This is a genomic window from Priestia sp. YIM B13490 (assembly GCF_042787735.1).
Classification (GTDB): Bacteria; Bacillota; Bacilli; order Bacillales; family Bacillaceae_H; genus Priestia; species Priestia megaterium.
On the sequence record NZ_JBHZOT010000001.1, the window covers coordinates 257,002 to 275,959 of the forward strand.

The 18,958-nt window shown below is 40.3% G+C and carries 22 protein-coding genes; 15 read left to right on the top strand and 7 right to left on the bottom strand.

Annotation, left to right across the window (positions count from 1 at the left end):
* Positions 1-94: 94 nt before the first annotated feature.
* Both ACFX4R_RS01300 and ACFX4R_RS01305 read left to right on the top strand, forming a co-directional pair.
* Positions 95-355: a metal-sensitive transcriptional regulator gene (locus ACFX4R_RS01300; RefSeq protein ID WP_013058561.1), complete on the top strand. Its 261-nt coding sequence runs from the start codon at positions 95-97 to the stop codon at positions 353-355.
* Positions 356-511: 156 nt separating this feature from the next.
* Positions 512-2,461: an FUSC family protein gene (locus ACFX4R_RS01305; RefSeq protein ID WP_165575892.1), complete on the top strand. Its 1,950-nt coding sequence runs from the start codon at positions 512-514 to the stop codon at positions 2,459-2,461.
* A gap of 35 nt (positions 2,462-2,496) precedes the next feature.
* Here the strand turns inward: ACFX4R_RS01305 and ACFX4R_RS01310 are convergent, their stop codons facing one another.
* Positions 2,497-3,315: a squalene/phytoene synthase family protein gene (locus ACFX4R_RS01310; protein WP_028411023.1), complete on the bottom strand. Its 819-nt coding sequence runs from the start codon at positions 3,313-3,315 to the stop codon at positions 2,497-2,499.
* 325 nt (positions 3,316-3,640) lie between these two features.
* Between ACFX4R_RS01310 and ACFX4R_RS01315 the strand changes: the two genes are divergently transcribed.
* The 6 genes from ACFX4R_RS01315 (at position 3,641) to ACFX4R_RS01340 (ending at position 9,513) form a co-directional block, all read left to right on the top strand.
* On the top strand, positions 3,641-4,312 hold the full coding sequence (locus ACFX4R_RS01315; RefSeq protein WP_043978471.1) for a response regulator transcription factor: 672 nt from the start codon (positions 3,641-3,643) through the stop codon (positions 4,310-4,312).
* A 1-nt stretch (position 4,313) separates the two neighbouring features.
* Positions 4,314-5,348: a sensor histidine kinase gene (locus ACFX4R_RS01320; protein ID WP_162214837.1), complete on the top strand. Its 1,035-nt coding sequence runs from the start codon at positions 4,314-4,316 to the stop codon at positions 5,346-5,348.
* An 87-nt stretch (positions 5,349-5,435) separates the two neighbouring features.
* On the top strand, positions 5,436-5,792 hold the full coding sequence (locus tag ACFX4R_RS01325; RefSeq protein WP_162214836.1) for a DUF1093 domain-containing protein: 357 nt from the start codon (positions 5,436-5,438) through the stop codon (positions 5,790-5,792).
* Entirely contained in the window at positions 5,789-6,556 is a 768-nt protein-coding gene (locus tag ACFX4R_RS01330; RefSeq protein WP_043978480.1) for an ABC transporter ATP-binding protein, read from the top strand. The genes ACFX4R_RS01325 and ACFX4R_RS01330 overlap by 4 nt, the downstream gene beginning before the upstream one ends.
* Positions 6,543-8,453: an FtsX-like permease family protein gene (locus ACFX4R_RS01335; protein WP_162214835.1), complete on the top strand. Its 1,911-nt coding sequence runs from the start codon at positions 6,543-6,545 to the stop codon at positions 8,451-8,453. Before ACFX4R_RS01330 ends, ACFX4R_RS01335 begins: the two co-directional genes overlap by 14 nt.
* A 127-nt stretch (positions 8,454-8,580) precedes the next feature.
* Positions 8,581-9,513: a patatin-like phospholipase family protein gene (locus ACFX4R_RS01340; RefSeq protein WP_043978484.1), complete on the top strand. Its 933-nt coding sequence runs from the start codon at positions 8,581-8,583 to the stop codon at positions 9,511-9,513.
* Positions 9,514-9,524: 11 nt separating this feature from the next.
* Here ACFX4R_RS01340 and ACFX4R_RS01345 read toward each other — a convergent pair whose 3' ends face one another.
* The gene (locus tag ACFX4R_RS01345) at positions 9,525-9,890 is read right to left on the bottom strand and encodes a DUF3221 domain-containing protein (RefSeq protein WP_016765167.1); all 366 of its coding nucleotides are present in this window, start codon (positions 9,888-9,890) and stop codon (positions 9,525-9,527) included.
* Positions 9,891-10,064: 174 nt separating this feature from the next.
* Here ACFX4R_RS01345 and ACFX4R_RS01350 point away from each other — a divergent pair, with 174 nt between their 5' ends.
* From ACFX4R_RS01350 to ACFX4R_RS01360, 3 genes are all read left to right on the top strand, one after another.
* On the top strand, positions 10,065-10,673 hold the full coding sequence (locus tag ACFX4R_RS01350; protein ID WP_013084537.1) for a hypothetical protein: 609 nt from the start codon (positions 10,065-10,067) through the stop codon (positions 10,671-10,673).
* A gap of 136 nt (positions 10,674-10,809) precedes the next feature.
* Positions 10,810-11,070, top strand: a complete 261-nt coding sequence (locus ACFX4R_RS01355; protein WP_016765166.1) for a hypothetical protein — start codon at positions 10,810-10,812, stop codon at positions 11,068-11,070.
* A gap of 195 nt (positions 11,071-11,265) precedes the next feature.
* Entirely contained in the window at positions 11,266-11,604 is a 339-nt protein-coding gene (locus tag ACFX4R_RS01360; RefSeq protein WP_162214834.1) for a hypothetical protein, read from the top strand.
* Between the two features lie 43 nt (positions 11,605-11,647).
* Here ACFX4R_RS01360 and ACFX4R_RS01365 read toward each other — a convergent pair whose 3' ends face one another.
* Positions 11,648-12,121: a YtxH domain-containing protein gene (locus ACFX4R_RS01365; protein ID WP_377568373.1), complete on the bottom strand. Its 474-nt coding sequence runs from the start codon at positions 12,119-12,121 to the stop codon at positions 11,648-11,650.
* A gap of 327 nt (positions 12,122-12,448) precedes the next feature.
* Here ACFX4R_RS01365 and ACFX4R_RS01370 point away from each other — a divergent pair, with 327 nt between their 5' ends.
* On the top strand, positions 12,449-13,924 hold the full coding sequence (locus ACFX4R_RS01370; protein WP_043978491.1) for a glycoside hydrolase family 32 protein: 1,476 nt from the start codon (positions 12,449-12,451) through the stop codon (positions 13,922-13,924).
* Between the two features lie 50 nt (positions 13,925-13,974).
* On the opposite strand, the gene ACFX4R_RS01375 is transcribed toward ACFX4R_RS01370, so the two are convergent.
* Both ACFX4R_RS01375 and ACFX4R_RS01380 read right to left on the bottom strand, forming a co-directional pair.
* On the bottom strand, positions 13,975-14,256 hold the full coding sequence (locus ACFX4R_RS01375) for a hypothetical protein (RefSeq protein ID WP_013058546.1): 282 nt from the start codon (positions 14,254-14,256) through the stop codon (positions 13,975-13,977).
* An 86-nt stretch (positions 14,257-14,342) separates the two neighbouring features.
* Positions 14,343-14,531, bottom strand: a complete 189-nt coding sequence (locus tag ACFX4R_RS01380) for a hypothetical protein (protein WP_013058545.1) — start codon at positions 14,529-14,531, stop codon at positions 14,343-14,345.
* Between the two features lie 122 nt (positions 14,532-14,653).
* Here ACFX4R_RS01380 and ACFX4R_RS01385 point away from each other — a divergent pair, with 122 nt between their 5' ends.
* Complete coding sequence (locus ACFX4R_RS01385) at positions 14,654-14,944, top strand: P-loop NTPase family protein (protein ID WP_323617904.1); 291 nt, start codon at positions 14,654-14,656, stop codon at positions 14,942-14,944.
* A 49-nt stretch (positions 14,945-14,993) separates the two neighbouring features.
* Here ACFX4R_RS01385 and ACFX4R_RS01390 read toward each other — a convergent pair whose 3' ends face one another.
* Both ACFX4R_RS01390 and ACFX4R_RS01395 read right to left on the bottom strand, forming a co-directional pair.
* Positions 14,994-16,238, bottom strand: coding sequence for an MFS transporter (locus ACFX4R_RS01390; RefSeq protein ID WP_377568376.1), 1,245 nt, complete (start codon positions 16,236-16,238; stop codon positions 14,994-14,996).
* Positions 16,235-16,978: a MerR family transcriptional regulator gene (locus ACFX4R_RS01395; protein ID WP_377568379.1), complete on the bottom strand. Its 744-nt coding sequence runs from the start codon at positions 16,976-16,978 to the stop codon at positions 16,235-16,237. The genes ACFX4R_RS01390 and ACFX4R_RS01395 overlap by 4 nt, the downstream gene beginning before the upstream one ends.
* Positions 16,979-17,061: 83 nt before the next feature.
* Between ACFX4R_RS01395 and ACFX4R_RS01400 the strand changes: the two genes are divergently transcribed.
* Positions 17,062-17,742, top strand: coding sequence for a CPBP family intramembrane glutamic endopeptidase (locus ACFX4R_RS01400; protein WP_043978498.1), 681 nt, complete (start codon positions 17,062-17,064; stop codon positions 17,740-17,742).
* A 227-nt stretch (positions 17,743-17,969) separates the two neighbouring features.
* Positions 17,970-18,932 (top strand): aldo/keto reductase, encoded by a 963-nt coding sequence (locus ACFX4R_RS01405; protein ID WP_043978500.1) that lies wholly within the window; start codon positions 17,970-17,972, stop codon positions 18,930-18,932.
* The last annotated feature ends 26 nt before the right edge of the window (positions 18,933-18,958 follow it).

Here is an 18,958-nt window from a genome sequence, read left to right on the forward strand (position 1 = left end):
ACCCTAATAGGTATAAAGTTGTGTATACATTTACTTCTTGCGTACAGCTTAAAAGCAAGAAGCGCAATCATGCATGAGCGGAGGTAGTAGTATGATGGAATATGATAAGCAAGTTAAAAATCGTTTAAAACGTATTGAAGGTCAGTTAAAAGGTGTCTTAAATATGATGGAACAAGGAAAAGACTGCCGTGACATTGTGACACAGCTCTCAGCAGCCAGAAGCGCAATTGATCGCACGATGGGTGTTATTGTCAGCACCAATCTTGAACAATGTGTAAGAGAAAGCATTGAAAAAGGCGAGAATACCGAAAACTTAGTAAAAGAAGCAGTAGAGCTGTTAGTAAAAAGCAGATGAGACATTCGTTTCATCTGCTTTTTGTTTTTACTGTACGCTGCTCACAAGGATAAAAACCGCTGTTCCTAAACACAATACGGATAGGAACAGCGGTTTTTTAGGTTTATCTCGTTTTAAGAACAGGAAAGATATATGGAGAGAAAGGAGGAGGTCAAGGTGAGTGATGACAAAAAGTCACCAGCATATAATCATACGGAAATTCATCATAAAATTGAGGCTTCTCCAAAAGCGCCGGGAATCAAAGCCGCTTTTCGCTTTAACCACGCTTCTTCTCCGTGGGTAAGAGGAATCAGCTCAGGCTTGTCTTCAAGCCTGCCGATTTTGATAGGGATTTTGTTTGATCATTTGCAGTACGGACTCATTGCAAGCATTGGCGGCTTTACATATTTGTATACAAAAGATGAGCCTTATGCGCAGCGTGCTGTTAAGTTATTTTTAGCTTTGCTTGGCGTTACACTGTGCTTTACACTCGGCTCGTTATTTGCTGACGTAGCTTGGATGAAAACTATTTTATTTGGTGTTATTGGAGCTGTATCGGTTTATGTTTTCGGAGCGTTAAAAATTCCAGGACCTTCTGCCATGTTTTTTGTCCTTTCATTTGCTGTGAGCACGAGCATTCCAGCGCCGAATTTGCAGGCTGTTTTTTTGCACGCAGGACTCGTTTTTTTAGGAGGGACACTATCTTGGTGTATTAGCATGAGCGGCTGGCTTATTAACCCGCGCGGACCTGAAACTGCCGCTGTGGCGAAAGCGTACAGGCAGCTAGCTTCATTTGTCGGGTCTCTTGGTACGGAATCATTTCACGCCGAGCAGCATAAAACGGTTGTCGAGCTTCGAGCAGCGGAAACAGCGATGAAACAAGCGAAAATCAATCGAAAAAAATCATCGTTTGCGCATCGTCTGTTTTTATTAAATCAAAAAGCCGAAGGACTGTTTATCTTTGTGATGGCCGCTGCGAACGATTTTAATCCAGCTGTTTCTAAAAAAGCACAGGCGGTGATTGAAACGTTCGCATCTGAAATGGCCACGTTAAAAAAGCATAAAAAAATTCGAGACGTTCGAGAAGAAATTGAAGAGCTGTCCATCAAAGAAGAGCTGCGTACATTGCTATTGGATGTAAATGACGTTCTTCAAATGAAAGAATTAAAAGAAACAGAGTATATTCAATTTTCACAAGGCAGCGTAAAAACACGGTTAAAAGCTGCTTTTCACAAACGTTCGTATGTGCTTAAAAATGCTTTGCGCTACGGAATTATTATGATCATTGCCGCAGCCGTTGCCTACACGACAAATATTCCAAGGTCTTACTGGATTCCGCTTACGTGCGCGGGAGTAATGCTTGGAGCAACCGTTCGTGCAACGGTTCAGCGAGGTATTCAGCGCTCTGTCGGAACCATTTTAGGTATTTTAATTGGAACCGGGATTCTGATGCTTGAACCAACGGGAATCGTCATTGCGCTCATTGTCTTTGTGCTTCAGTCGACGATTGAAATTGTAATTGTTAAAAACTACGCGCTCGGCACGCTCTTTATCACACCGAATGCTCTTTTAATTGCTGAAAGCGGTCATCCGGATAAAGCGATTAGCTACTTTACGTCTGCTCGAGTGATTGATATTGTCATTGGTTCTGTTATTGGAGTGGTCGGCACGGTATTAATTTTCAAACGAGCTTCTTCGCTTCGTTTGCCATATTTGCTTGGAGATGTGATACGAAAAGAAGGACAGTTTTTAGAAATGCTAAGCACCGAACAAGATGAAGAAAGAATTAAACGAGAAAGAAATAAGCTTCAAGGAGAACTCGTTAATCTTCGGGCGCTGTACGATAATGTGATTGGAGAATATTCTAAAACGGCCGTCAAACTAGAAGGATTGTGGCCTGCAGTTGTCGCTACACAGCAGTTAGGTTATATGCTTCTTGCGTCGTTTGAAGGGTATGAGCTGTCAGAAACGGAGAAACAAGAGCTTCAGGAAACATTTGCTCAGCTAGCTGCAGCAGCTGAGCAAAAACGAGCGCCAAAGCTTTCAAGTGTTCCGACCCTGAAACACTACCCTATTATTCAAGGGGAAATAGTCGCTTTATATGAAAGTCTGCAGGTAGAGATATAAAAAGCACGGAACCCAGGGGCTCCGTGCTTTTGTTTTTACATATCCACAACTTCATTTACCGTTTTATTTACATCGTCACGCGTCATTTTTTCTTTTCCTTTCATCAAGGCGTTTAATGTTCCATCAGCAAGCGCTAACGGAATTTTACAGAAATGAAGGATCGGAAGCGATTTGACATCTTCTAAATATTTCTTTCCTAGTGAAAGATTGCGGCGAGCGTAGGCAAACATATCTTCTCTGCTCCAATTGTTAGGAAAGAAGCTGACTCCGCGTTCTGAATCTTCCGAGGTATTACGCAGGATATTAACAGACTGCAAGCCGCGTCCAAACGCAATAGCTAATTCTTTATCTGTTTCCGTGCCGTCATACCATTTCCAAATGTCATTAAGCATCACACCTACTAGACCAGCTACGTAGAACGTATAGTCATCTAAATCCGCTTCATTTTGAATATGCCAGTCTTTTTCTACCCAATCGGCCATTCCTTTGGCCATAATAGAAGTTGCATCTAATACTTGATCTGCAACTCCAGTCGGACAAAGCGCAATCCAGTTGCCGAGCTGAAGCGTTACGTCAGGTAAATCAGCTTGATAAGGACCTACTAATGCCATGTACTCGTCTTCGTTAAAAGACTTTTTTAACAGGTCACTAATGTCGTAAAGCAAGCGGCTTTTTACACCGGCTTCTAGCTCAGGGTGATCTTCAATTTCATCAATTGCCCTCATACATAAGTAAGCAGATCCTACTGCATCCTGCAATTCTGCCGGCAAGTGGCTAATTGGAATAAAAAATGTTCGGCTTGTCTCTTTTAACATCACCATTGCGTTGTCGCGTAATTTGTTGGGTACACTCATTGATAACTAGCTCCTTTTTACATATCCACATGTCAAATTAGTTTAAGTTTTCATCTTATATACTATAGTAACAAAAAATGAGCATTTAATGGAGTTTAAAGATTACTTATTAACGATATTGTCATTATTTTGTAGTATTTGTACAGGGAAACTTGTAACATATACAAGTTTACACTACGATAATACTCGTTCAGTCTTCGTTTTACAGAAATAAATGGTTTATTTTTAAGAAAATTGCTGTCATGCTAATGAATTAGATGAGCTTTTAAGAAAGTATTCAACAGTGGGTTATACATAATATATCGGACAATACAGAGGTGAATGTATGAAAATTTTAATTGTAGAAGACGATGATAAAATATATGAATTAGTGAAAGAGAAATTTGAACAGTGGTCATTTGAAGTGGCTGGAATAGAAGACTTTCAAAAGGTAATGGAAGTATTTATTGCAGAAAGCCCAGAGCTTGTTATTTTAGACGTGAATTTGCCTGTATATGACGGGTTTTACTGGTGTCAGCAAATACGTGCAGTTTCAAAAACTCCTATCGTCTTTCTTTCCTCTCGTGAACATCCAATGGATATTGTTATGGCAATGAATGTTGGGGCAGATGACTATATTCAAAAGCCGTTTAACTTGGATGTTCTTGTTGCTAAAGTACAAGCGCTTCTGCGCAGAACGTATTCATATGGAGATACGATTTCAGATATTATCGAGTGGAACGGCGCGGTGCTAGACTTAAAAAAAGGAAGTTTGCATTACAACGATCAAGAAATTCATTTAACGAAAAATGAATTTTTTATTTTACGGCTTCTTTTGGAAGAACGAGGCAAGATTGTATCGCGAGAAGAGCTTATGCGAAGGTTATGGGAAGATGAGAAATTTGTAAGTGACAATACGCTTTCTGTCAACATCACACGCATTCGCACCAAGCTGGAAGACATCGGGCTGAATGATAAAATTGTGACCAAAAAAGGCCAAGGATATTTGGTGAATTAAGATGTGGAAAAGTTTTTTAAGAGAGAGACTAAGCTGGATTTTATTTGTTCTTATATGGCTGAGTGTAATCGATGCTCTGCTGCTGCTGGAGTATGATATTAAGGTGTCGTCCACTTCGTTTTGGTATTTGAATCTATTAACGCTGTGTCTGCTGATTCTGTTTCTTTTATGGAGAGGAGTAAAAGAAAAAAAATTTCTAAAAAAGTTGAGCTTAATGCTGCGGAATGATGCGTACGATTTGCAAGAAATGCAGCCATATGTTCGAACAAAAGCAGATGAAGATATGCTGAGTTTGCTGCAGCATATAGATCGTGTGTATCGCAGACAAACTCATGCTCTTCACGTACAGCAGCGAGAGCAGCAGGAATATGTAACGACTTGGGTTCATGAGATCAAGACGCCGCTTACTGCGATGAAGCTGCTTATTAATGCTCATCGTACAGAGCTTTATAAATGGCCTTGGCTAAAGGATATTGAAGATGAGTGGATGAAAATTGACGGATTAGTAGATCAGAATTTATATTCTGCACGCCTGCAGTACTTAGAAAAAGATTATCAGGTGCAGGCAGTGTCGCTAAGCGAACTTGTTTTTCCAAACGTTGCGTACTTCTCAAAATGGTGTATTGAAAAGAAACTGCATATTGATGAAAAAAATCTAGACATACTGGTGCACACTGATCCAAAATGGATGCAGTTTGTTGTGAGGCAAGTGCTGTCTAACGCCATTAAATATAGCCCTCTAGAAGGAAAGCTTTCTTTTTTTAGTGAAGAAACGCCAAAGTACGTAAAGTTATTTATCGCTGACCAAGGAAAAGGGATTCCAACTCAAGATCTTCCCCGGGTTTTTGAAAAAGGATTCACAGGAAATGCGGGAAGAAAAACGAAGGGAGCTACGGGGCTAGGGCTGTATTTTTCAAAAAAAATTACAGATGCCCTTGGCCATCGAATAGAAGTGAATTCACTTTTACACGAAGGCACCACGGTGATCCTGACCTTCTACAAACTGAATTCTTTTGATAACCTTTCAAAAATGTAAGATTGCACGCTGAGATTGTCATCTGCTTCAAACGAATCTTTCCTTGTTTCAAAGTAAGATAGAGCTATACACAAGGAGGGAACGTACATGAAGCGAAAGTGGATTAGCCTTTTAGCTCTGCTTTTGGTTGTAGGAGCAGGTATAGGAGGAATAAAGATTTATCAAAAAGCCGCAACGGAGCATCAATACGGGATTATCCCAAAAGAAGCAAAAAAAGTGGATGAGTATGGACGAGTTCAATATACAATTTCAGTGATAAACGAAAAAGGACAAACAACGTTTCAAACATTTACAACGATTAAACAGTTAAAAGAAGGAACGGTTATTGACCTTTTCGTTCGAGGCAATGAAGTTCGGAAATATGACATTATAACAAAGAGTGAGCTGCCGCAGCGAGTGAAAAGCGTGTGGCCTACAAAAGAACGAAAGGAGGAGGGAAAGTGAGCATTGTTCTTGAAGGAAAAAATGTAACTAAAACGTTTGGAGCAAGAGGAAATGTATACGAAGCGCTAAAAGGAATTGATTTTACAATCGAAGAAGGAGAGTTTGTCGGTATTATGGGACCATCTGGAGCGGGAAAAACGACGCTGATGAACATTCTTTCAACGATTGACCGTCCCACCGATGGCGAGATATGGATTCAAGGAGAAAACGTGGCGCTCATGAAAGATAAGAAGCTGTCTGCTTTCAGACGCAATCATTTAGGGTTTATTTTTCAAGATTATAATTTATTGGATACGTTAACGGTAAAAGAAAATATTCTTCTGCCGCTTACGGTTACAAAAATGTCTAAGAAAGAGATGGAAGCGAAGCTTAAAGACACCGCAACGCGACTAGGCATCTATGAGCTGGCGGATAAGTATCCGTATGAGATTTCTGGCGGACAAAAACAGCGCGTTGCAGCAGCGAGAGCAATGATTACGAATCCAGCTGTTATTTTCGCCGATGAACCTACCGGAGCTCTTGATTCCAAAGCTGCTTCAAGCCTTCTTGAAAAGCTGTCGCAATTAAATCAAGAAGACCGTGCCACGATTATTATGGTGACGCATGATCCGCTGGCTTCAAGCTACTGCAGCCGCGTGCTGTTTATTAAAGACGGACAAATTTACACGGAGCTGTTTAAAGGCGAACAAACGAGACAAGCATTTTTTAAACGAATTATGAACATTCAAGGCGCATTAGGCGGTGAAGGCTATGACCGTATTTGATCTTGTTAAAAAGAATATGCGCAAAAATATTAGCCGGTACAGCCTTTATTTCTTTTCAATGATTTTTAGTATTATTGTGTACTATGTGTTTGCTACGCTTCAGTACGACCAATCGATTTCAAAGTTTATTGGAGAAGAGCTGAGGCTGCAGGGCATTTTTAATGCTTCAAACTACGTTCTGCTTACCTTTATTGTTGTCTTTATTTGGTACACAAACTCATTTTTTATCAGGCAGCGTAAGAGAGAGCTCGGGCTGTATCATTTAGTCGGCATTGAAAAACGTACGATTGGAAAAATGATTTTTTATGAGAATATGCTGCTGGGGATTTTTTCTTTGGTGGTCGGTATTTTACTAGGTACCGTGTTTTCAAGGCTGTTTGTGCTGTTTTTACTAAAGCTTATGGGACTGTCGCTTTCGATTACGCTCACATTTTCTTTTCAAGCGGTTTTAAAAACAGCCGTAGTGTTTTTGATTGTTACCATTTTTATATCGTTTCAAGGCTATTTTATTATGTACCGCTATACGCTATTAGATCTGTTTCAAGCAGAAAGCAAAAGTGAACGCGTAAATAAAATGAATTCGAAACGCTCAATTGTAGTGGGAGGACTGGGTATCTTACTCGTTGGCTACGGATACTACCTTTCATCTGGAAACATTGTGACACCTAAGTTTTTTCTAATTGTAGCCGTTGTACTGTTCTCGGTCATTTTCGGTACATTTTTACTTTTTAAAGCCACAATTGAGTGGCTGATGGGGCTTTACCGAGAGCATGCAAACCGATATTATTCGTTTGCAAATATGCTAAGCGTTTCTACTATGATGTATCGAATTAAAGCAAATGCACGAGTGTTAACCCTAATTACGATTTTGTCGGCTACTACACTTGTAGCAGTTGGTGTGACGTATTCCTCGTACTACAATACAAAAGCCGACGCCAGAAGCATGCAGCCTTATGACTATACGCTGCACAGCAAAAAAGCAGCGCAAGAATTTATGGATGTACTGGATGAGCTAGATATCCAATCAAATCGGTACGTCTATCATATCGTGAAGCACTCTGCTGATTTATCGGATTTTCGATTTATTACATCGGGCTACTATAAAGATAGGGAACAAATCAGCTTTTTAGATGAAGAAGAAGTACGTAAGAATGGCGTTTCGGTCCCTGCGCTAAGCGCAAACGAAACCGTTATTTTTGATTCAATGGCAAAAGGAAAAGTGTTTAAACCTAGTACAGGTAAAACCGCAGCTGTGGAGCTGAGCAAATCAGAACAGCTTGCTTTAAAAGTCGTTAAATCCGAGCCTTTGCTCATTCTTGATTCTGACAGTGCTGGCTATCAGTTTGTAGTCAACCACGATACATTTAACAAGCTTTTAAAAGCTGGACAAAAGCAAGCGGTGTACGTATTTAATACCGATGATGGAAACAAACAAAATGAACTTACTAAGAACTATCATCAAATCGCAAAAGAAGCTGGCGAAAGCCGTACTTCATACTATGATGTGTTTCAGGCAGGCTTAATGAGTAAAGGATTGTTTATTTTTATTGGAGGGTTTTTAGGGCTCGTCTTTTTGATGGCAACGGGCAGTATTATTTATTTTAAGCAAATCTCCGAAGCCGAACAAGAGCGCAAAAGATTTGAAGTCCTGCGTAAGCTTGGGTTTTCAGTGTCTCAAATGATGAGCGCCGTTCGAAAGCAGCAGCTGTTTACGTTTGGTTTGCCTTTAGTAATTAGTATCTTGCACAGTCTATTTGCGCTGAACGTCATTACGAATCTAACCGGTGAAAGTCTGATAGTCCCTGTTTTAATGGCGGATGCAGTATACGGGATTATTTATTTCTTTTTCTACTGGCTGACAATGAATTACTACCGAATAGTAATAAAGCGACTGTAAAGAAAAGACTGTTTCGATCAAAGAAACAGTCTTTTTTTGTTGGGAAAATAAAAGGTATGGAGTAATGAAACCCTGAATATAAAAAAAGGGTATATAAAAAGTAGAGAGTTGTATTGGAGGGAAAAATGTGAAAGCAGATGCTGTATTTGAAGGGGGAGGCGTTCGAGGAATTGCATTCACGGGTGCGATTGAAGCGATGGAAGAAAGCAATGTAGAATGGCAGCGTCTAGCAGGTACGTCAGCGGGAGCGTTAATTGCGGCACTTTTAGCGAGCGGCTATAAAAGCGGTGAAATTCGCAGAGAGCTTCAAAACATGGACTATGCTAAGTTTCGCGGGAAAACGATCATTAATCGAATTCCTCTGATTGGAAACTTGATTGAACTGATGGTTCATTTAGGCTTTTATAAAAATGATTATTTAGAAAAATGGGTGTATGGTCTGCTGCGTGAAAAAGGAATCGAAACGTTTGCGGATTTGCCGGCAGATAAGCTGAAAATTATTGCCTCAGACATTTCGAACGGACAGATGCTTGTGCTGCCTGACGACTTGCCACGATATGGAATGCAGCCAAGCGACATGAAGATTTCACAAGCTGTGATGATGAGTGCGTCCATTCCTTTTTTCTTTCGTCCCGTCATCTGGAAATCCAAAGGGTTCAAGAGGTCATACATTGTCGATGGGGCGCTTTTAAGCAATTTTCCGATTTGGCTGTTTGATACGGAGCATCCGCGTTTCCCGACGTTTGGCTTTCGATTTGTAAAAGAAGAAATTGATACAGCCGCTATTATTCCGACGCCAGTGCATCTATTTAAAAGTATGTTTACCACGATGCTGCAAGCTCATGATTTGCGGTATTTGAACGCGGAGACAAGAGAACGAACGGTGCAAATTCCAACGGGGGTGATTACGGCAACGGATTTTGCCTTAAAGGAAGAAGAAATCGAATTTTTATATGAATCTGGTTATATATCAGCAAAGCGCTTTTTAGAAAAGTGGGATTTTGAACAGCATAAAATGAATCGGACCGGACGGCAGCTGACACGAAGAAAGCTCCCGTAACAGGAGCTTTTCTACGGCTGTTTTAAAATGTTGACTTCAACAGCTTCGCCTTTTGCCGGAACGGAATACTGAACGCTTTTGTCTTTCTTGAGCCATGCTTTAACGAGCTGTCCTTTTTTGTATGTTTGATCATCCGAAACTTTTACATAAATAGGCTGTACATCGCTAGAACCAAGTATTTCTTTTGTTGTATAGTCAAGCGCAGTATCTCGCGGAATGACGTTTGCAATAAGAATTTCATCCTGTTTCACTTCTAAAATGCGCCCTTGAACTAAATAGCCGGCCGGCTTTTTTGACTGCTCGGCGTTATCAGAACAGCCGCTTAAACAAATAAAAAAGAGAAGAAAAAGTGCAGTTGATTGAACGGTAAACTTCATAAAATCTCCTTTCCGTTTCAACATGACTACCATTATAACGCGTTTGACCATTTCTTTTCCAGTTTTCGGAGAAAGCAAGAGGTAATCGTTGACGTTATTTCAGCACGCATGATATGTTTTAACTCATAAACGCTATTTTTACTAGAAGTCACGCTTAGTACGGGAGGTCCTTATATGGATGTTACCTTTTTAACCAACGTTATTCGACATATATTAGAACGAGATAATTTTGTCATTGACTTTGAAGAATCAGATGAACAAAATATCCACTTTTGGCATCGAGACGAGCCGTTTCGCCTTTTTATTTCAGAGCAAACGGAAAGTTATTTAGTATGGACCGTTTTTGAAGATGAAAAGGAACAGTGGAGCGGAAAAACATTTCTCCAAGAAGTGACGAATACGTGTAAAGACTGCAGTGAGCCAATTGCGCACTGGATTTATAAAGATGGAGGCAAAGCAGGTTATTGCGATCATTGTCTTCAAACGTTTGGAAATGCGTATTTTACAAATGCTGATGATATCAAGCAAAACCTTCATTTAATTGACGGCTCTATTTGTTTTATTACCGATGAAACCGGAAGCGATTGGTGGATTGCATATGAAGGATTCAAACGAGTAATTGCAAGATTAGAAGAAAATCCCGATCAGAAAGTCGAAATGTACAAGCCCGAATATCCGGTCTTTAAATGGGAAATACATTTTCTAACGGAAAACAATTCTGCTAGCTTTAAGTTCAAAGATGACTTTGCATCTGGAATTGTACCGAAGGGAAGAATACTCTAACATCCTTGTTATAAGGGTGTTTTTTCTTATAATGGGAAGTTTTTTTGAAAAAAATAATTAATTTAGGTTAAAAAGAAGGAATTAAAGGGTAAAGAGTAGAAGATATATCACTATAGGAAGAATGGGGGAAATAATTATGACAACTACAACAAATTTAACACTGGGGTACAAAATGTACACGATTGATTTTAGCCGTCCAACGCAGTCTAACGAGGCACTGCTTGATTTCTTTAAAGATGTGCAGCACAGACAGGGAAATAATGCAGAAAGCTTTTCTAAAACATTAATGGAAATCGAAGAAATCAAAACAAAATATGTAGATCATGAAATCGTACTGCTAGCTAAATCGCTTGAACAGCAAATAAGCCGCTCAAATGCAGAAAAACTTGAGGTCTGATAATCACCAGAAATGGTCGATTTATCAGACCTTTTTTATTTCTATCGATGTAGCACTTTTGGGGTGAAGTCAAGGGGACAGGATATCTGGTAGTATAGGTTTTTGGTGGAGGATAAAATTCTGTAAATGTCAACGGATGTTTGATTTCATCAAAAGTTGTAGATGAATAGACTATCAAGTCGTTGGAGGCGTTGTATGGTTGGAATTTGCAGCTGGAAGTGTGCAGTGAGTGGAATAAGTATTGCGAGTGTCTACAGTAAACAGCCGTCGTGGCAGCGGGAGTGCTATTTGGTGATACCTGGTAAAGTTTATTATGAGTCGTGCTATCAAGGGTACGGAGAGTTTGCGGGAATGGATATTTTTTGTTTGATGAGAGAAAGCGGAACGGGGAAAGAAGACAGTGAAGGAGTAGCGGCTTTTAAGCCTAAGATTGTGCTGGCGAAGTATTACAGCGGACAGCGTTATGAAGAACTGCCGGAATCAGAGCCGTGTCCGTACGGAGGCTATTTTTTTGAAGGGTGGAAGGAAGGATAGCGAATATACATAAAAGCTGTAGAGATATCTCTACAGCTTGTTATTAACGTCTTGTTTCATCGACAGCTTGTTCTAAATCACTTACTTCTTGCGTAATTGTATTTAATTCTTCTTGCACCGCTTCAGCTTCAAGAACAGGATCTTGAACGATTTCTGTCGTTTCAAGCTCTTCTGCTGCAGCCGTTTCTGCAAGCGGCTGTTCTTTAGCAGTGCGCAGAGATTTCACTTTGTTGACAACTTGCGAAGATTGTTCGGAGACTTTTTGTGAAAGGCGGGCCGTGCGCTGTTTGAGGTCTTGGCCTTTTGCATATACCGTTTCTTTCACTTGACCTGTTTTAGCAAGTGCTTGATTCGCTCCGTCTTGAATAGAAGCACGCAGCTCTTTTCCAGACTTTGGCGCTACTAGTAAAGCTGTTGTGACACCGACTACGCTGCCTACTAACGTGCCGACTAATAACTCTTTGCTTCCACCTTTTGTTTCTTTACCCACTGTTTCTTTTACGTTTTCTTTTGTCATGACATTTCCTCCTTTTATAATATGTAATATGAAGGGTTTACCATTTTGTTGAATACTTCCTGTAAAACGCAAATGATTCGCTAAAAAAATGTGCAAGTGCCGTCGGACGCTCGTACAGGCTGGTGAAATTTGATTGTATATAGTATTCAACCACCTGACAGAAAAACCTTCTTTTCTGCTATAAAAACAGAAAAAAACTTATCTATAAAATCCGACACAAGAAAACGACAACATTCGTTCTTTGGTAGCATTTTCACTTAAAATTTTATATCATAGAGGGCAAGGAGAATACGTTCTCTTTTTTTAGATGCTGGAGGGATTGAAGAAATGGCTGAATCGAAGTACAGAACGATTTTAGAAGCAAAATCTGGAGAGTTAGAAGCATTAAAAGACAAAGCAATCAAAGACACCTGGCAGCCGATTTATCATATTCATCCACAGTACGGGCTGATGAATGATCCAAACGGATTGATTCAATTAAACGGTGAATATCATGTGTTTTATCAGTGGTATCCGTACGGTGCGATGCATGGAATGAAGCACTGGGCTCATGTGAAATCTACGGATTTAGTAACGTGGGAACGCCTTCCGGTTGCGTTAACGCCAACGGAAGAATATGAATCGCACGGCGCATACTCAGGCGGCGCGATTGAAAAAGATGGTCAAGGGCTGCTGTTTTATACGGGGAATGTAAAATACGAAGACGGCTCACGTTCAGCTAATCAATGTATCGCGATGCTAAACAGGGATGGAAGTGTGGAAAAATACACGCATAATCCAGCGGTACAAGGCGTTCCTGATGGGTATACAGGACATGTGCGTGATCCGAAAGTATGGAAAGAAAATGATACATATTATATGCTGCTAGGCGCTCAGCGTGAAAACGAAACGGGCGCGTTAATTGTGTATGAATCAAGCGATGCGCTTCAGTGGTCATTTAAAGGCGAAGTTAAAACATCGCTTCCTGACTTTGGCTATATGTGGGAGTGCCCGGATTACTTTAAACTGGACGGAAAAGATGTGTTTGTCTTTTCGCCGCAAGGAATCAAAGCAGATGGCCACGATTTTCATAATATTTACAATGTAATTTACGCGGTGGGAACATTTGATGTGGAAAGTTTAACGTTTGAAATGGAGTATTACCGTGAAATTGATAAAGGGTTTGACTTTTATGCACCGCAAACGTTCCAAGATGAAAGCGGACGTCGCTTGCTATTTGCATGGATTGGAAATCCGGACGTTGACTATCCGTCAGACGAATACGGATGGGCCCATGCCTTAACGCTTCCTCGTGAGCTTTCGCTTGAAGGAAATGAACTTGTTCAAAAGCCTGTAGAAGAGTTACATAAGCTTCGAGATCAAGCAGTTCATTTTAGAGGAACGCTAAAAAATGAAGAAGTGATCATTGATGAAGCAACAAACAATGCATATGAAATCAATATGACGTTCCGCGAGATAGGGGCCAAACAGTTTGGTTTAGAGCTATTTAATAGTAAAGAAGAAGAGCTTCGCCTCGTGTTTGATACAGAAAAGCAAGAAGTGCGACTCGACCGTTCTTCATTCCACCATCAATATGCAACGGAATACGGTGTGGTTCGCTCTGAAAAATGGACAGCGTCAAATGAAGTCGATGTTCGCGTATTTGTCGACAAAAGCGTCGTCGAAATTTATATAAACGGCGGCAAAATTGTCTTCACTTCCCGGGTATTCCCGAAAAAAGATTCCAAATCAGCTGTAAATGTATTTGCAGAAGGAGCTGTGGAGTACCGTATTGATTATTACGGTATGTCGCGCGGTATTTAACATAATAAATAAGAAAAGCCAATGAAGATCATTCATTGGCTTTTTGGTTTTTATAAAAATAAGATACAAATACATGAAGCAACTAAATGAGGGACAGCTGCAATAATAAAACGTTTCATCCATTCGGTATCCTCTCGCTGCCGGACCGGGGTAAAGTAAGGTCCTCTCGTTTCAAATCGAAATGCGTCCAGTAAGGTTACAAGTGCAATTGCCGTAAGTAATATGCCAAGAGGGCCTGAAATATAGTAAATATACTGCCAGTTGCCTGCTGTAATAGAAATGATAATCACAATAATTAAAGATATAATGCCAGATATTAATCCTGTTTTCAAACTCAAAATCTCCTTACATCCAGTTTTTGCTTATCTATTTTACCATAACCGAATGAAGGTTTGTATATACGGCTCAGGGCGGATATTTACTTCTTAATTGACCTTCTATGTAAGTATCTTCTCGTATAAAACGAGTTTCCTAACAAAAGCAGTGTTCCTAAAATCCACCCGGCTGCAGGGGAATAAGGAAAGATATTTTTTAAAGCCATCCCAAAAGAAATAGAGGCTGCTCCGAGTATAAATAAAAGCAGCGTGATTCCTTGACGTTTTTTCATATGTACCACCTCTCTTACTAATTTTACCATAAGGTATGAGTATAGTAGAATAAAATGTAAGATATCTTACAAAAAAGAAGTATATGGTAAAATTTAAGGGGTAGGAATGGAAGAGGGATGCAATGATTAAAAAAGGATTTATAGCAGGTATCGTGAAGGTCGGGATTGTTCTTGCCCTTGCTGCTTTTACAGAAAAGTGGAGCTATCTCTATTTTGTGTCAGGCACAATGGGAGCAGTATCAGTGGTTTTAGCTTTGGCATACCTTATTGACAGTATCGTGCTAGGAAGTACAGGCACATTCTTTTCAGTCAAAAAGACGCGCAAGGTGAGCCGAGTTGAAGATGCAAAACGATTTGGAGCTATTGCAGTACCGAACATATTAGCTGCTTTGATTTATGTAGCCGCTGGTTGATGAATAGGAGTCTATAAAAACAGCTTGAGGTATAACCTCAAGCTGTTTTTTATGCGTCAATCTGAACGTTTCTTTCCCGTTTATCACGCAGAGGCATCAGCATACTCACAAATCCAATGCTTACGATGATGATTGCCGCCGTTAAAAAAGTCGTCTGAGCACCTGCAAGTTTTACGACCATGCCTCCAAGAAGAGGAGCAGTAAGTAAAACGGCACTCGTTAAGGTGTTGATGAATCCGTACACTTTTCCGAGGTGTTCCTTGTCGCTGTGTGTTTGAACGATATAGTTAAACAGCAGTAAATTAAGCCCAACTCCAGCTCCTCCAATAGGTGCAGCAATCAAAATGAAATAGCGTGACATAACGGCTGGATTAAAGCAGCTAATGAAAAATAAAGCCCCTCCAAATAGAAGCAGTCCAAGTGATAACAGTCTAAATGGATGGTGAACTTGTTTTTTTCTATTAAGATACACTCCTGTTGCTAGCGCCCCCAGTCCGATTCCAGAAAGCAGCCAGCCGAGCATTTCCGGATGGTGAGGCAGCACATCTCGTAGAAAGATGCTAATTTGAGCGTCAACAAGCATCACTACAAAATACGAAAGGTGAAACAAAATAACGACGCGTAAAAGGAGTGAGTGCTGAAAAACGATTTTCCAGCCGTTTGAGTACATTTCTTTCGCTTGATGGGAAGAACGAGCAGCTTTCCCTTGAATGTTTTTACCTGCTTTTTTAAGTGAAAACAGTACGCCAATAGAAATCATACAAGCTGCGGCATTAACTAAAATGCATGCTTTTGGCGTTGCAATCGTCAGCGCGGCGGCTCCGAGAAACGGCCCCACAACTTTGGCAATTTGAAACATAATGTTTTGTAAAGTAGAGGCCTGCAGCAGCTGATCTTCTTTGACCACTTCTCGAACGCAAGCCAGCTGTGCGGGCACTTTCATAACAGAACTCATAGAGCGCAGCGTCAGCACCCCAAGTGCCAAAAGCGGTTCATTTGTGAAAAATAACAGACATGTGAACAGAAGACGGACTAGTTCAGACAGAAACATCAGCTGTACTTTATCATAGCGGTCCGCTAAATTTCCTGCTGCTTGACTTAGCAGGATGCTAGGTAAAGCGTACGCGACAGGAATAAGCGTAATCCAGAGGGAATTTGCGTGCCACACGTATGTAAAAAGCGTCATCACCGCAAACATATCAAATAAATCTCCGAAGCTTGCCGCAGTGCTTGAAATAAATAATTTTTTATAAGAAGAATTAGCAAACAGCTTTTCTCTTTTCAATACCTTCATTCCTTTATGTGTTGTTCGTAAAAAATAATCGCATCTTCAATAAATTGAAGGACTTCGCTGTCGATAGGGTAGAGATTAAGTGAACTTGATGCCTCAGGAGATTTGCGAACATCCCAAAAAGTTTCTTCTAAAGCGGTATGCTGCCCAAATAGTTCAGCTGATAAAAGCAGAATATCTGCTGCAATCAGCTGTCCATCTTCGGATTGAGGTGCACGCTGATGCTTTAAGCAAAGCTGAACTCGTTTTATCATGTTAATCCATTTATCGGCACTCGCATTCTCCATTTTAGGCAAATCATGCTGCAGAATCTCACTTTCTTCTATTGAAACCGAAAGCAGATCAGTCCAGCTGCTTTTAGTAGTAGACTGATTTTGAACTAAAGGAAGGAGCTGCTTCCAGTTTAATTCACCTTCTATTTTTATACTGTTGCGAAGAGTATGAGTATGTTCTAAAGCTCGTTGAATTTCTGAAGTTTTTTGCTGAAGTTTTTGCTGGTGAATCGCTAGAAGTTCATCAATACTCACTTGATGAAGAATAAGTTCAATATCTCGCAAAGGAACGGCTAAGTTTTTTAACAAAGTAATTTTCTCTAGTGTGAATACATCCGTTTCTGAGTAGGAGCGTTTTCCATTTTCTGATTTTGACGATGGATGAAGCAAGCCAATTTGATCGTAGTAACGAAGTGTACGCACCGTGAGGCCTAATTTTTTAGCGGCTTGCCCAGTAGAAAAATAAATCATTTTTAATCCCTCCAAAAAAATGCTTGCAGGTAACGTTACGTCACCTTTTATACTGAATATATGTAAAAGGGAGGCGAAGTAAATTGAAACAAAAAAATCAAGGATTATGGACAATAAAATCATTCGTAATTATGCTGGTCGTCACGTTTATTGGGGTGCCTATCTTAATTGAAGGCATATTGCAGGATGCTTTACATTCCCTGTTTAAAAATGACCTTTATGCTGGAACAGCTACTGGGTTTGTTATGGCAGCTGTGTTTTTATCAGCTCTGTATGGGCTGATGGTTCAGGCTGGTGATAGAAAAATTGGTTTTCAATGGTTTTCAAAACGGCACTGGCCGCGCATTCTTTTTTGGCTTTTTGTGCTGATCTTAGGAAGTGTGGCAATTGTTGTGCTAATGGAATGGTTTGGTATGACGTATGAAAATAAAAAAACAGCCAGTTTACAGCAAGACCTGTCGCTGTTTTCATTTATACTTGCTTTTGTTTCAGCCGCTGTGATCTCACCTTTTTATGAAGAGATTATCTACCGAGGATTTTTTTATACGTGGCTGAAACGTAAAGGAGGGATTGTCGTTGGATTAGTGGGAAGTTCGTTTATCTTTATGCTGGTGCATATTCCAACGTACAATACCTTGCCCGTTAACTTTTTATCAGGTCTCGTGTTTGCATGGGTGTACGAAAAAACAAAGTCGCTGCTTCCAAGTATGATCATTCATGCTTGTTTTAATGGGATTGCCGTTATTTTAACAGCGGCAGCTTAATGTAGTTTCGATAACGAATAAGCTATGATTTATCTTACCATATTATGTCTGCTGAAGAAGCGAATTGCAAAAAAATAAGTGTAAAATGAACCCAGAAACTGCTAGAAGCACTGCCTGTTCCTAGCCGTTTTTTGTATATGCACGCACGCTTAAGGCTTGTCTTAAAGTGGAGGTTAAGGTGTATGATAAGAGAGAGTAAAGACAGCCATACAAAGGAGAGGGTATCGATGCAATATCGAAAGCTTGGAACAACAGGTCTGGAAGTATCAAATTTATGTCTAGGTACCATGGCGTTTGGACGATGGATTGACGAAAAAGCGTCGGCAGCTATTTTACATAGCGCCATTGAAAACGGAATTAACTTCATTGACACAGCCAACTATTACGGAAAAGGGCAGGATGAAGAGTTTAGATATGGCACAGGGGAATCTGAAGAAATTATTGGGCGCGCGTTGAAAGGAAAACGAGATGATGTTGTGCTCGCAACAAAAGTCGGCATTGCCGTAGGAAAAGGCCAAAATGATAAAGGCCTTTCACGCACACATATTATGAGAGAAGTGGATAATCAGCTGCGACGACTGCAGACAGACTACATTGATCTTTATCAAGTTCATCTTTTTGATCCGAATACACCTATGGAAGAAACGCTTCGCACGCTAGATGATTTAGTTCGTCAAGGCAAAGTTCGTTATATTGGCTGCTCCAATTATGCCGCGTGGCAAATCGCAAAGTCTCATCATATTAGTGACAAAATGAATCTTGAAAAATTTATTTCCGTTCAGCCTCAGTATAATCTTCTCTCTCGTGAAATTGAACAAGAGCTGCTGCCGTTTAGTCAATCTGAAGGTGTAGGCGTCATGGTATACAGTCCGTTAGCGCGCGGCATGCTTTCAGGCAAATATAAAACACCAAATGACGTGCCGCCAGAAAGTCGCGCTGCGCATGGTGAAAAGCTGCTGCGAAACTACTTTACAGACCAAAACTTTCAGCTGGTGGAGCAGTATCGCAAGTTAGCAGAAAAAAATGAAGTAAGCTTGTCTCAGTTTGCTCTTTCATGGGTATTGAATCAGCCCGCTGTAACATCAAGCATTATCGGAGCTAGTAAATTGCATCACGTAACAGATGCTGTTGAAATCAGCGATTGGACATGGTCAGAAGAGCTGTTGAATACCGTGAATTCACTGTATTAATAAAAAGTCCGCAGGTGCACCTGCGG